This is a genomic window from Clostridium phoceensis (assembly GCF_001244495.1).
GTDB classification, from domain to species: domain Bacteria; phylum Bacillota; class Clostridia; order Oscillospirales; family Oscillospiraceae; genus Lawsonibacter; species Lawsonibacter asaccharolyticus.
In genome coordinates this window covers 745,800-756,795 of record NZ_LN866274.1, presented here as the reverse complement: position 1 = coordinate 756,795, position 10,996 = coordinate 745,800, and the positions used below count along the sequence as shown (strand labels likewise).

12 protein-coding genes and 4 tRNA genes are annotated in these 10,996 nt (G+C 60.2%); 12 read left to right on the top strand and 4 right to left on the bottom strand.

Translation table 11 applies throughout. The annotated features are described in order from the left end of the window. Nucleotides 1-287: 287 nt before the first annotated feature. Both BN1969_RS04360 and BN1969_RS04355 read left to right on the top strand, forming a co-directional pair. Nucleotides 288-363 (top strand) — tRNA-Thr (locus BN1969_RS04360). Nucleotides 364-374: 11 nt separating this feature from the next. Then, nucleotides 375-459, top strand: a tRNA-Tyr gene (locus tag BN1969_RS04355). A 553-nt stretch (nucleotides 460-1,012) separates the two neighbouring features. Here the strand turns inward: BN1969_RS04355 and BN1969_RS04350 are convergent. Together BN1969_RS04350 and BN1969_RS04345 are read right to left on the bottom strand one after the other, a co-directional pair. Beyond that, nucleotides 1,013-1,423 carry a DEAD/DEAH box helicase family protein gene (locus BN1969_RS04350; protein WP_050623187.1) on the bottom strand — a complete coding sequence of 137 codons (411 nt, stop codon included), beginning with the start codon at nucleotides 1,421-1,423 and terminating at the stop codon, nucleotides 1,013-1,015. A 125-nt stretch (nucleotides 1,424-1,548) separates the two neighbouring features. Continuing rightward, complete coding sequence (locus BN1969_RS04345) at nucleotides 1,549-2,874, bottom strand: glucose-6-phosphate isomerase (protein WP_050623186.1); 1,326 nt, start codon at nucleotides 2,872-2,874, stop codon at nucleotides 1,549-1,551. A 174-nt stretch (nucleotides 2,875-3,048) separates the two neighbouring features. On the opposite strand from BN1969_RS04345, the gene BN1969_RS04340 reads away from it, so the two are divergent. Both BN1969_RS04340 and BN1969_RS04335 read left to right on the top strand, forming a co-directional pair. Further along, nucleotides 3,049-3,124: transfer RNA gene (locus BN1969_RS04340), tRNA-Val, on the top strand. Nucleotides 3,125-3,147: 23 nt separating this feature from the next. Further along, a tRNA-Ala gene (locus BN1969_RS04335) sits at nucleotides 3,148-3,223 on the top strand. Between the two features lie 41 nt (nucleotides 3,224-3,264). Here the strand turns inward: BN1969_RS04335 and BN1969_RS04330 are convergent. After that, the gene (locus tag BN1969_RS04330) at nucleotides 3,265-3,483 is read right to left on the bottom strand and encodes a hypothetical protein (RefSeq protein ID WP_050623185.1); all 219 of its coding nucleotides are present in this window, start codon (nucleotides 3,481-3,483) and stop codon (nucleotides 3,265-3,267) included. A 174-nt stretch (nucleotides 3,484-3,657) separates the two neighbouring features. On the opposite strand from BN1969_RS04330, the gene BN1969_RS04325 reads away from it, so the two are divergent. The 5 genes from BN1969_RS04325 to ptsP are packed head-to-tail and all read left to right on the top strand — an operon-like array spanning nucleotide 3,658 to nucleotide 7,052. Then, nucleotides 3,658-4,194, top strand: coding sequence for a hypothetical protein (locus tag BN1969_RS04325; protein WP_050623184.1), 537 nt, complete (start codon nucleotides 3,658-3,660; stop codon nucleotides 4,192-4,194). Between the two features lie 28 nt (nucleotides 4,195-4,222). After that, entirely contained in the window at nucleotides 4,223-4,777 is a 555-nt protein-coding gene (locus BN1969_RS04320) for a hypothetical protein (RefSeq protein WP_050623183.1), read from the top strand. 27 nt (nucleotides 4,778-4,804) lie between these two features. Then, complete coding sequence (locus BN1969_RS17820) at nucleotides 4,805-5,059, top strand: hypothetical protein (protein WP_108980311.1); 255 nt, start codon at nucleotides 4,805-4,807, stop codon at nucleotides 5,057-5,059. Between the two features lie 22 nt (nucleotides 5,060-5,081). Continuing rightward, nucleotides 5,082-5,342 carry an HPr family phosphocarrier protein gene (locus tag BN1969_RS04315; protein ID WP_050623182.1) on the top strand — a complete coding sequence of 87 codons (261 nt, stop codon included), beginning with the start codon at nucleotides 5,082-5,084 and terminating at the stop codon, nucleotides 5,340-5,342. 57 nt (nucleotides 5,343-5,399) lie between these two features. Next, on the top strand, nucleotides 5,400-7,052 hold the full coding sequence (gene ptsP / locus BN1969_RS04310) for a phosphoenolpyruvate--protein phosphotransferase (protein ID WP_050623181.1): 1,653 nt from the start codon (nucleotides 5,400-5,402) through the stop codon (nucleotides 7,050-7,052). A gap of 116 nt (nucleotides 7,053-7,168) precedes the next feature. Here the strand turns inward: ptsP and BN1969_RS04305 are convergent, their stop codons facing one another. Next, nucleotides 7,169-8,587: a spore germination protein gene (locus BN1969_RS04305; RefSeq protein ID WP_050623180.1), complete on the bottom strand. Its 1,419-nt coding sequence runs from the start codon at nucleotides 8,585-8,587 to the stop codon at nucleotides 7,169-7,171. A gap of 128 nt (nucleotides 8,588-8,715) precedes the next feature. On the opposite strand from BN1969_RS04305, the gene BN1969_RS04300 reads away from it, so the two are divergent. The 3 genes from BN1969_RS04300 (at nucleotide 8,716) to BN1969_RS04290 (ending at nucleotide 10,991) form a co-directional block, all read left to right on the top strand. Further along, complete coding sequence (locus BN1969_RS04300; protein ID WP_050623179.1) at nucleotides 8,716-9,531, top strand: sugar phosphate isomerase/epimerase family protein; 816 nt, start codon at nucleotides 8,716-8,718, stop codon at nucleotides 9,529-9,531. A gap of 91 nt (nucleotides 9,532-9,622) precedes the next feature. Next, on the top strand, nucleotides 9,623-10,147 hold the full coding sequence (locus BN1969_RS04295; RefSeq protein ID WP_050623178.1) for an RNA polymerase sigma factor: 525 nt from the start codon (nucleotides 9,623-9,625) through the stop codon (nucleotides 10,145-10,147). Then, the gene (locus BN1969_RS04290) at nucleotides 10,107-10,991 is read left to right on the top strand and encodes an RsiV family protein (RefSeq protein ID WP_050623177.1); all 885 of its coding nucleotides are present in this window, start codon (nucleotides 10,107-10,109) and stop codon (nucleotides 10,989-10,991) included. Before BN1969_RS04295 ends, BN1969_RS04290 begins: the two co-directional genes overlap by 41 nt. Nucleotides 10,992-10,996: the final 5 nt, after the last annotated feature.

The following is a 10,996-nucleotide window of genomic DNA, read 5'->3' as shown; positions in this document are numbered from 1 at the left end:
CTCCTCCTCTCCCCTCTTGGCGGCGCAGGCGGCGCACAGCAGCCCCCCGTCCGCCCAGCCCAGCTGGTCACAGCGGTACTGCTCCCCGCCGCACCTCGGGCATACCAGCACAGGCCGCGCCTGCTGGATGTCCCGCAGCGGCGGGTACGGCCCCCGGCTCCGCCGGACTATTTGGATCTTCTCCTCTGTTTGGTAAATTTTTTCTCTCTCCTCTCAAAATAATACTTGACAAAAGCCGAGACGTCTGTTATAGTATCCCTTGCTGTTGGACAGCCGTCTTGACAAGTGCTGGTGTAGCTCAGCCGGTAGAGCAGCTGATTTGTAATCAGCAGGTCGGGGGTTCGAATCCGTCCACCAGCTCCACAATTTCATATGGAGGAGTTCCCGAGTGGCCAAAGGGGGCAGACTGTAAATCTGTTGCGTTTCGCTTCGGTGGTTCGAATCCACCCTCCTCCACCACATGGCCGCAAAGTTCGCTTTGCGGCCATGTTTTTTATCCTCAGGACAAAAAACATGCCGTCCGCCGCCTCTCTGTGATTCTATTTGACCCTCACCTCCCATCGATCCTGCTCTTTTTTTGACCCTAAAAGTGCTTATTTTCAAGCCTTTTAGGGTTTTCTGCTTCCACCAGCCCGAAGCGGCCGGAAATGGATGTCAAATGATATGAGCAAGCCGTCCCCCACACTCCTTTCGGTCCAGCGGCCCCCTTTACGGGCGGAACGGCGGCCCTGCCGGTCCGGGACCGCAAGGCCGCCTGTCTTCGGATGCTTTTTTACTCCCTTTTATATAGAACATATGTTCTAATTTCAGTCATAGAATACTCCCTTTTCCTTCCCCTGTCAACCCTATTGGACATCTCTTCCTGTCGGAGTTTTCTCCCTGGTCCCGAAATAAGGGACCGCGCCGGCAGAAGGGGGGCGCTCCCGCCTCTCGGCAGGCGCAAAAAGCCCGGGCACATCCAAAACAGGAGTGCCCGGGCTTCTTTTTATCTCATTCAGACGGGGGGAGGTCTTTAGAAATACTTCTTGATTCCCTCGGGGGCCAGGGAGGCGTCGTCACTGATGGTGATGGTGAACTTGATGCCATGTTTCTCGCCAAAGGCGTTCAGCCAATCCAGAAACTTCTCGGTCTCGTTGTCGCAGGGGCCGGGAACGATCTTGCACAGGCTGTCGATGAAGATATGGGTGATGTCATAATTGCCAGCGTACAGACCGCTGACAAAGCCCTTCAGGGTGGCATAGCTGTCGATATCGTAGCTGCTGGCCTCCACCAGACGGATCTGATAGTGGATGTCATAAGTCAGCTTGGAGCCCCGCTCGATGCAGACGACATTGCCGTGCTCGGTCTGGACGGCGTTGTTGATCATGTCGATCATCTGCTTGGTCTTGCCGGAGCCCTTCTTACCCATGATTACTCTAATCATGTTACTCACTCCTTACGATGTTAAACGTGGGAAGCTGGTCCCTTCCTTGCTATCACTTTACCATATCGAACCGTTTTTTTCAACCGGATTCTTTGTGAATTTTTTGGGATCTGTCCAGGGAGGGCTCAAAGCCGGGACTCCAGCTTCTGCTTCATCTCCTCATAGCCTGGCTTGCCCAGCAGAGCGAACATGTTCTTCTTATAGGCCTCCACGCCGGGCTGGTCAAAGGGATTGACCCCCAGCAGGTAGCCGGACAGGCCGCACACATACTCGAAGAAATAGATCAGGTAACCCACCGAGCTCTCGCTGATCTGGGGCATCCGGATCAGGATGTTGGGCACGCCGCCGTCCACATGGGCCAGGATGGTCCCCCGCAGGGCCTGCTCCGCCACAAAGGACAGGGGCTTGCCGGACAGGAAGTTCAGCCCGTCCACATTCTCCGGGTCGTCCGGGATAAGGAAGGTGCCCTTGGGCTCGAAGCGGACCACAGTCTCGAACATCAGGCGCTGGCCCTGCTGGATGTACTGGCCCATGGAGTGCAGGTCAGCGGTGAACTCCACGCTGGCCGGAAACAGGCCCTTGCCCTCCTTGCCCTCGCTCTCGCCGTAGAGCTGCTTCCACCACTCCGCGAAGAAGCGGAAGCTGGGCTCATAGCAGGCCAGCAGCTCCACCGACTTGCCGCTCTCATACAGGGCGTGCCGGGCGGCGGCATACTGCCAGGCAGGGTTGTCCATTCCTGGGATGGACAGCTCCTTCATGGCCCGGGCCGCGCCCTCCATCAGGGCGGCGATATCGATCCCCGCCGCGGCGATGGGCAGCAGCCCTACTGCGGTGAGCACGGAGTAGCGGCCGCCCACGGCGTCAGGCACTACGAAGGTCTCGTACCCCTCCTGGTCCGCCAGGCCCTTCAGTGCCCCTCTGGCCCGGTCGGTGGTGGCGTAGATCCGCTCTCTGGCTCCCTCCTTGCCGTACTTCTGCTCCAGCATCCCCTTGAAGATCCGGAAAGCCACCGCAGGCTCGGTAGTGGTCCCTGATTTAGAGATCACGTTCACCGAGAAGTCCCGGTCTCCGATGAGGGCGATCAGCTCCAGCAGCGCGTCGGTGGACAGTCCGTTGCCCGCAAAGTAGATGTCGGGGGTGTCCTTCACCTTCAGGTTATAGTTGGGGGAGGACAGCAGCTCGATGACCGCCCGGGCACCCAGGTAGGAGCCGCCGATGCCCACCACCACCAGGACCTGGGACTGCTTTTTGATGCGCTCCGCCGCCGCCTGGATGCGGGCGAACTCCTCCCGGTCGTACTGCTCCGGCAGGGCCACCCAGCCGGTGAAATCCCCCCCGGGGCCGTTGCCGGCGGCCAGCATGTCGGCCGCTTTCTTCAGGCCGGTCTGACGGGAGACCGCGTAGCCCTGGGGCAGAAATCCGGCCAGCTGAGACAGATCAAGCTTTAACATAGAAATCCTCCTCACAGGTATCAAGATCTATGCTTTCAGTGTAACACATCTTTTTGCTTTTTTCACGAAAAATTTGGAAATTTTCGCATTTCCCTTTTTCATATTTTTCTCCGGAAATCGAGAAAAAACACTTGACATTCCACCCAGCGGCATATATAATAGTCCATGCTGTTCGGACGATTAGCTCAGCTGGTAGAGCATCCGCTTGACGTGCGGGAGGTCACAGGTTCAAGTCCTGTATCGTCCACCATTTAAAACTTGATATTGTGTCGTGGGGGTATAGCTCAGCTGGGAGAGCGCTTGAATGGCATTCAAGAGGTCAGCGGTTCGATCCCGCTTATCTCCACCAAAACAGAGACCGACTTGTTTTCACAAGTCGGTCTCTGTTTGTTACCGGACCTCATACACACAAGCTCCATCTATGTTTTTCCCGCTGAACGACATGCTCTGGCAGCGCCCTCCAGCCACATCCTCATAGAGAAACACCCCCTCATGGGCCTGGGGATATCTGGAGAAGCTGTCCAGCATGATCTCCCGAAGGCTGTATTTCCCGGGCGCCAGGCCAGCCAGGATGCTTGGCATGGTTTGATCCCACTCTTTTCGGTTCATGGCTATATGACCTCCTTCATTTAAACTGCCTTGTTCCAATTTTATTATACCAAAACGCCGTAACTTTGTAAATAACTGTTTTAAGCTAACAGTTGATTTTCTCGACTGGCTGTGCTATCATATGGTCAAAGCATTTAAGACCCAAAATTTTTTGAACGAGGGGGCAGCTGGATAATGAACGGCGAGACACTTTCCACCCGCTTTGCGTACCATTATGACCTGACTTTGAGCCTGGCTCTCCCGGGTCCGGAATTTTCCGCTGAGGACCGGCGCACTCTGGAGAACGGGATCAATTCCTATAATGAAAGATCCATCTACATGAACAACCCCAAACATATCAGTCTGCTGGAAATGGGAAAAAACCACATCAAGATCAGGCTCTCCTCCACCCAGATGCTGACCACCCCGGGCCGCGGCCTGCGGGCGCTGACTGCCATCCTGGTCAAAACCCCCTCCTTCGAAGGCCGCGTCACACCAGGAGGCCAGCTCTTCCGCGTACTCCACGCGGAGCGCCCCGATGACCGCGGCGGTGCCCCGGAGGCAGCGGCGATATCAGACGCGGAGCTGGTGAAGGCACTGGTGGACTATCTGCTGGAACGGAAAGACGGGTCGGCCGCCAGCAGAAAGAAAAAGGCCGCGGTGGAGGCGATGAAGCGGCTTGCCATAGACGCCGCCATGATCTGCCCGCCGCCGAAACAGAGTGAACAGTAAGGCCTTTGGTGCAAGGAGGTACACTGGTTTGAAAAGACAGGAAGCTATCCGGGTCCTGACTGGCCGCCTCAGATCTTCCCGTGTTAGGCACAGCGCAGGCTTTGACAGCGGTCAGATGCAGATCACCATGGGATTCAACGCGGTGTATGCCCCGGATCACCGCATCGAGTCCTGTATCTGGTTCTACGAGGACACAATGGAGGCAAGGTGCTACTACTCCTCCCTGGGTGCAGAACTATGCCGGAAAAGCAGACATATCGACGCTCTTCTCCGCCTTCTGAATTTTATCAATGCCCGGGTCTTTCCATCCTGCCGCGGCAGCGGATATATGCTGTACAGCCCGCACATCCTCTACACACCGCGGATCTATCTGACAGCTGACGGCCGCTTTGACATTACGATCACCACCATCATCCCCTATGACTTCTTCGGCCTTGCTCCGCTGGAGACATTGGACTATATCACGATATGCTGCCCGGAACTGCTGGATCGGCTGGCTCTCCCGATCTACTGCGTGCTGCTGGGCAAAGAGACCGCGGATGGTGCCATCTCACACATCGAAAGGGAGTTCCTGAAAACGTAATGTCCTGCAGAAGAGTGTCAGAACAGCATGCTGCGGCTCATATTTGTGACCGACGCCACCGCAGCGGGAAGGCTCTGGTCCATCCGGCAGAATCACCCCGAAAGCGGATCTGACGTGCTCAATGTGTATCACTGTCAGCAGCGCGTCTATGAGGAGATATATGTCAAGGAGCAGGTCTCCCTGGAGGGGGACGAGTGCAGCTTTCCATCTGCGCCAACCGCCGTTCCAGCTGGAGCCGGGCGCTGCGCCCCTATGGATCCGCTTTGCCGGTCAAGGGTCTGAATCATAAAAAGGAGTCTCTGTCATGAAATCTTTTACCTATACCATCGTCGATCCTGTAGGCATCCACGCCCGTCCCGCCGGCCTGCTGGTCAAGACAGCCAAGGCCTTCTCCGGTACCGAGATCTCCGTCACCAAGGGTGACAAGACCGTCAAGAGCACCCAGCTGATGAAGCTGATGGGCCTGGGGGTCAAGGGAGGCGACACCGTCACCGTCACCGCCGAGGGGCCGGACGAGGACAGCGCCATCTCCGCCATGGAACAGCTTTTTAAGGAGAATCTATAAGCGAGCCCCGTGCCCACGGTCCGTTTGACACGGGGCTTTTTGAAAAGAGGGAACGACATGAAGATTTTGCAGGGGCAAGGGGTTTCCAAAGGTGTAGAGCACGGCCCCATCTATTTTTGCCGCCGCAGCCAGACGCTCATTCAGCCCGACAAAGCCGACGACCCCCGGTTCCAGGGGGAGCGGCTGGACCGGGCCATGGAGCAGGCGGCCCAGCAGCTGGGACAGATGGCCGAACTGGCCCGGGCGCAGGCGGGGGACAGTGCCGCCCAGCTGTTTGAGACCCACGCCATGTTTTTAGAGGACGAGGACTATACCGGTGCCATGGAGGAGCTGCTGGCCGAGGGGTACTGCGCCGAGTACGCCGTGGACCAGGCCGGGGAGCAGTTTTCCGCCATGCTGGCGGCCATGGACGACCCCTATATGCAGGCCCGCGCCGGCGACGTCAAGGACGTCACCGGGCGCATTTTGAACAACCTGATGGGCGTGGTGGAGGGGGGCATCGACTCCCAGGTGCCGGTGATCCTGGCCGCCGCTGACCTGGCCCCCTCCGAGACCATCCAGCTGGACAAGAGCAAGATCCTGGCCATCGCCACCCAGGGCGGCTCCGGGAACAGCCACACCGCCATCCTGGCCCGCACTATGGGCATCCCCGCGGTCTGCGGCCTGGGAGCCAGCTTTAATGAGAGCTACCACGGCAAACAGGCCTACATCGTGGGGGAGACCGGCCAGGTGATCTTCGACCCGGACCAGGAGACCCTCCAGAGCCTGAAGGCCCGCCAGGCGCAGCAGGCCCAGCGCCGGGCGCTGATGCGCAGCATGGCGGGCAGAGAGGATGTGACTCTGGATGGCCGGAAGATCAAGCTCTGCTGCAACATCGGCTCTCTGGAGGACGTGGATGCGGTGCTGGCCAATGACGGCCAGGGCATCGGCCTGTTTCGCTCGGAGTTCCTCTATCTGGCCGCCGGCGGCTGCCCCTCCGAGGAGGACCAGTTCCAGGCCTACAAGCGAGTGGCCTTGGCCATGAAGGGCAAGCGGGTCATCGTGCGCACCTTGGACATCGGGGCGGATAAGCAGGCGGGCCGTTTCCATCTGAACAGGGAGGAGAACCCAGCCCTGGGCCTGCGGGCCATCCGCATCTGCCTCAACCATCCCGAGGTGTTCCACACCCAGCTGCGGGCGCTGTACCGGGCCAGCGCCTGCGGTAAGATCGCCATCATGTTCCCCATGATCGCCAGCGTGTGGGAGGTGAAGGAGTGCCGCCGGGCCTGCCAGCGGGTGATGGATGAGCTCACCGCCGAAGGGATCCCCTTCAACCCGGACACCGAGATCGGCATCATGATCGAGACTCCCGCCGCCGTGTTCATGGCGCCTGAGCTGGCCCGGCTGGTGGACTTCTTTTCCGTGGGCACCAACGACCTGACTCAGTACACGCTGGCCTGTGACCGACATCGCAGCGACCTGGGCAAGTTTTTCGATCCTCACCACCCCGCAGTGCTCCGGGCTCTGAAAATGGCCGCCGACGCCGCCCACGAGGCGGGCATCTGGATCGGGATCTGCGGGGAGTTGGGGGCCGACCCGAATCTGCTGCCCATCTTCCTGGCCATCGGCATCGACGAGCTCAGCGTCGCCCCCTCCGCCGTGCTCCCCCTGCGCGCCGCCCTGCGCAAGAGCATCGCAAACCGCTGCACCCTCGACCTGCTGATGTCCTGAGCCGAGCCAGGCCCGCTCCCATCCGGACAAAAGGACCGGTCGTGCCCCTGTGACACAGGGGCACGACCGGTCCCGCTTTCTCTTTCAGCCGGGAGGCGCGCGGCTCCTCCCGGCTGTCAGGCGCCCTTTCTTTCGGGAGGGCCGCCCCCTATCCGCAGCAGCTTTTTCTTCAATTCCCCGCCGTTGAAGGGGACCAGAGGATAGAGGTAGCACTGCCCTGAGATGGTCCGGTTGGACACCAGCACCAAAAACAGCAACGCCGCACCTCCCACAAAACCCCACAGGCCCAGAAGTCCGGTAGCCACCAGCAGGATCAGGCGCATGAACTTCAGCGCATAGCCCAGTTCCAGATTGGGCTGGTTATAGTTGGCGATGGCCACCACCGCCATATACAGCATCACTTCGGCGGAAAACCAGCCGGACTGGACCGCGAAGTCCCCCAGGATGATGGCTCCGATCATGGAGAAGGAGGTGGTCAGGATGTTGGGCGTATTGAGGGCGGCCAGCTTCAGCCCGTCGATGGCCAGCTCCAGGATCAGCAGCTGGAGGAGAGGGGGCACCTGCGCCGGCTCCTCCATCAGAATGAACTCCAGCCACCCGGGGACCCGTTCCGGCTCCTGGATCAGCAGGAGCCACACCGGGGTAAGGAAGGTAGTGAGAAAGGTGGTAAAAAACCGGACCAGCCGCAGGTAGGAGCCGGTGATGGGCGGGAAGTAGTAGTCATTCGCCTCCTCCATCACGTCGAAGAGGGTGGTAGGCAGGATGATGGCGGCGGGGGAATTGTCCACCAGCACCACCACATCCCCTTCCAGGATCTGGGCCGCCGCCGCGTCCGGCCGTTCCGTGAACTTGAACTTGGGGAAGGGATTGTACCACCGCTTCCGGACCAGCAGCTCCGCCAGGCTCTCCTGATTCATGGTCAAAGCGTCCACCCTGGCCTGGGCGATGCGCTCCCGCACCGTGTTGACCAGCTCCGGGTCCGCCCGGCCCTCAAAATAACACACCGCCACGTCGGTCCTGGAGGTCTCCCCCACCTCCAGGTGCTCCACGCACAGCCGGGGCGAGCGGATGCGGCGGCGGATCAGCGCCGCGTTGAAGACCATAGTCTCCACAAAGCCGTCCCGGCTCCCCCGAAAGGACTTGTCCTGGTCCGGCTCCGAGGTGGTCCGCTGGGGATAGGTGCGCTGGTCGATCAGCACGCACTGGTCCATTCCATCCACGAACACCGCCCATACCCCAGACAAGATCTGCCCCACGATGGTGTCCTCCTCCCCGCTGATGGCCACCTCGCAGTAGGGGACACACGACTTTGAGAAAGTATGGGCATCCCGGAGCAGGTCCTCGTCCTGTATCCCATAGAAAAATTCCAGCAGCTTCTCCATGATCTCGTCCTTGGCAAAGCCGTCTACAAAAAACATGCAGGCCTCCCGCCCGCAGATCCGAAACACCCGGTAGACCACATCGAAATTCCGGTCGCACCGCAAAGCCCCTTGGAAATGCCTGATGTTCCAGGTGATGTCCCGCTCCACCGCCATATCCCTCTCCTCCATCCATTTTTTGATTAGTATCCGCGGAACGGGCCGGGATATACCCTCCGCCGTATGCTTGACACGCCCTTTTCCCCATGCTAGGATGAACAAAAGAACTCAAAGGAGGCCCCCCTATGCTCTACGGCTGCTGTGTCAATCTGCTCCCCAAAACACTGGACCGGATCGGTTTGGAATACGCCGGACGCCTGAAGCGGCTGGGCTACGACTACATTGAGCTGCCCCTGAACGAGCTGGCCCAGCTCAGCGAGCAGGAGTTCCGGGATGCCCGGACGGTGCTGGAGGAGCTGGACCTCCCCTGCCGCGCCTGCAACGACTTTATGCCCGCCCGCTTTCAGATCACCGGCCCCGACGTCACCTCCAGAGCGGAGCTGACCGACTACCTCCGGCGGGCCCTGGAGCGGGCAGCTTGGCTGGGTGCTCCCTATACGGTCTTCGGCAGTCCCTGGTCCCGCAGCTGTCCCGAGCACTACTCCCGGGAGGCGGCCTTTGGCCAGATCGCCGAATTTCTGTCCCTTGCGGGGGAGGAGGCCGCCCCATATCAGGTGGTCATTTCCATCGAGCACAACAACCGGGGCGAGACCAACATGCTCAACCACTTCTCCGACGGGGTACGGATGGCCCGCACGGTGGACCACCCCAATGTCCGGGTCCTGTGCGACTACTACCACCTGCGGTTCGAGGGGGACTCCCCCTCTGTCCTGCTGGATGGAGGGAGAGAGCTGTTGGTCCACACCCACATCTCCCAGCTGGAAGGCCGCCGCTACCCCACTGACCTATCCCTGGAGCCCACGCTGCCTGAGTACGCCGGGGTCCTTCGGCAGATCGGATATGCCGGCGGGGTGAGCGTCGAGTCCAAGGTGGATGCCCCAGAGCATTGGGAGGAGCAGGCGGCGCTGGCCCTGGCGAATCTCAGGCAGGTGCTGGGCTGACCGCCCCCCCGCCTTCCTTCAATATTTTTCTCTCATGAAACTTTTTCTTCCATCCAGCCGTCTATTAGGATGGGAGAGGAAAGGAGGCACCATGAGCCCTTCCTCGATGCAGCAGCAGGTGGAATCCCAGCTTTTGGCGTCCTACGAATCTCTGTATCGCTTGGCCTATACCTATGTTAAAAATCCGGATGATGCCATGGATGTGGTCCAGGAAAGCGCCTTCAAAGCCATCTCCCGCTCCGCCGACGTGCGTTCGCCCGCTGCCATCCGGGGCTGGCTGTGCCGCATCGTGGTCAATACGGCCATGGACGTGCTCCGCGCCCGGTCCCGTCAGGCTGACGCGGAACACATCCCCGAGACCGGTCAGGAGGATGTCTATCAGGACACGGATCTGATGCAGGCGCTGGACCTGCTGGACGAGCGGGAGCGGACGGTGATAGTCCTGCGTTTTTTTCAGGAGCTGAAGCTCCAGGAGATCGCCCAGGTCACCGGAGAGAACGTAAACACTGTTAAGACCATTTTGTACCGCAGCCTGAAGAAACTGAAGCTTGAGCTCTCTGAAGGAGGCCCTATCCGTGAATCAAGACCGTCTCGATCATCTGAAACAGGAATATGACGCCATCCCCGTCCCCCCGGAGCTGGAGGAGCGGGTCCGCGCCGCCATCCGGCAGGCCAGGCCGGCCGGGGAGAAGCCGCCCCGGGTCCTCCGGCTGGACCGGTTCCTGCGGCGTACCGGCCTGTCCGCCGCCGCGGCCATGCTGGCCGTCGTGCTGCTGGCCAATTCCGGCCCCGGCATCGCCCACGCTATGGAGCAGGTGCCCGTCCTGGGGGCCATCACCCGTGTGTTCACCTTCCGCACCTATGAGGAAGACCGGGGCAACACCTCCGCCCACATCGACATTCCCTCGGTGGAGGGGGGCGGGGACGCGCTGAGCGCCGCCATCCAGGCGTACACCGACACCATCATCCAACAGTATCAGCATGAAGCCGCCCTTCAGGGGGAGCTGGGCCACTATGACCTGGACCTGACCTACACCGTGGCCACCGACAATGAGACCGTTTTTGCCCTGCGCTTCGACCAGACCCTGGTGATGGCCAGCGGGAATGAGTCGGTCAAGATCTACGCCGTGGACAAGGCTACAGGGGAGCTCCTCACCCTGTCCGATCTCTTCCGCCCGGACAGCGACTGCCTCTCCGTCCTCACCGAAGAGGTCCAGCGCCAGATGGCGGAACAGATGGCCTCCGATGACCAAATCCACTACTGGCTCCATGACGAGGACGTGGGGGACCTGAACTTCACTGCCCTGGACCCGGACACCTCCTTCTACATCGATGGGGAGGGGCGGCTGGTCCTGGTCTTTGACGAGGGTACCGTCGCCCCCATGTATATGGGCATAACAGAATTCACGATTCCCGCCCAAGTCGTGGAGGACATCGCCCTGCCCCAGTATCTGTCCTGAGCCGT

Excerpts from the sequence above, each read along its gene's own strand:
- ptsP (WP_050623181.1), top strand. The coding sequence starts at position 5,400 with ATGAAGATTTTGCAGGGGCAAGGGGTTTCCAAAGGTGTAGAGCACGGC.
- BN1969_RS04305 (WP_050623180.1), bottom strand. The coding sequence starts at position 8,587 with ATGGCGGTGGAGCGGGACATCACCTGGAACATCAGGCATTTCCAAGGG.
- BN1969_RS04330 (WP_050623185.1), bottom strand. The coding sequence starts at position 3,483 with ATGAACCGAAAAGAGTGGGATCAAACCATGCCAAGCATCCTGGCTGGC.
- BN1969_RS04345 (WP_050623186.1), bottom strand. The coding sequence starts at position 2,874 with ATGTTAAAGCTTGATCTGTCTCAGCTGGCCGGATTTCTGCCCCAGGGC.
- BN1969_RS04295 (WP_050623178.1), top strand. The coding sequence starts at position 9,623 with ATGAGCCCTTCCTCGATGCAGCAGCAGGTGGAATCCCAGCTTTTGGCG.
- BN1969_RS04315 (WP_050623182.1), top strand. The coding sequence starts at position 5,082 with ATGAAATCTTTTACCTATACCATCGTCGATCCTGTAGGCATCCACGCC.
- BN1969_RS17820 (WP_108980311.1), top strand. The coding sequence starts at position 4,805 with ATGCTGCGGCTCATATTTGTGACCGACGCCACCGCAGCGGGAAGGCTC.
- BN1969_RS04325 (WP_050623184.1), top strand. The coding sequence starts at position 3,658 with ATGAACGGCGAGACACTTTCCACCCGCTTTGCGTACCATTATGACCTG.
- BN1969_RS04300 (WP_050623179.1), top strand. The coding sequence starts at position 8,716 with ATGCTCTACGGCTGCTGTGTCAATCTGCTCCCCAAAACACTGGACCGG.
- BN1969_RS04350 (WP_050623187.1), bottom strand. The coding sequence starts at position 1,423 with ATGATTAGAGTAATCATGGGTAAGAAGGGCTCCGGCAAGACCAAGCAG.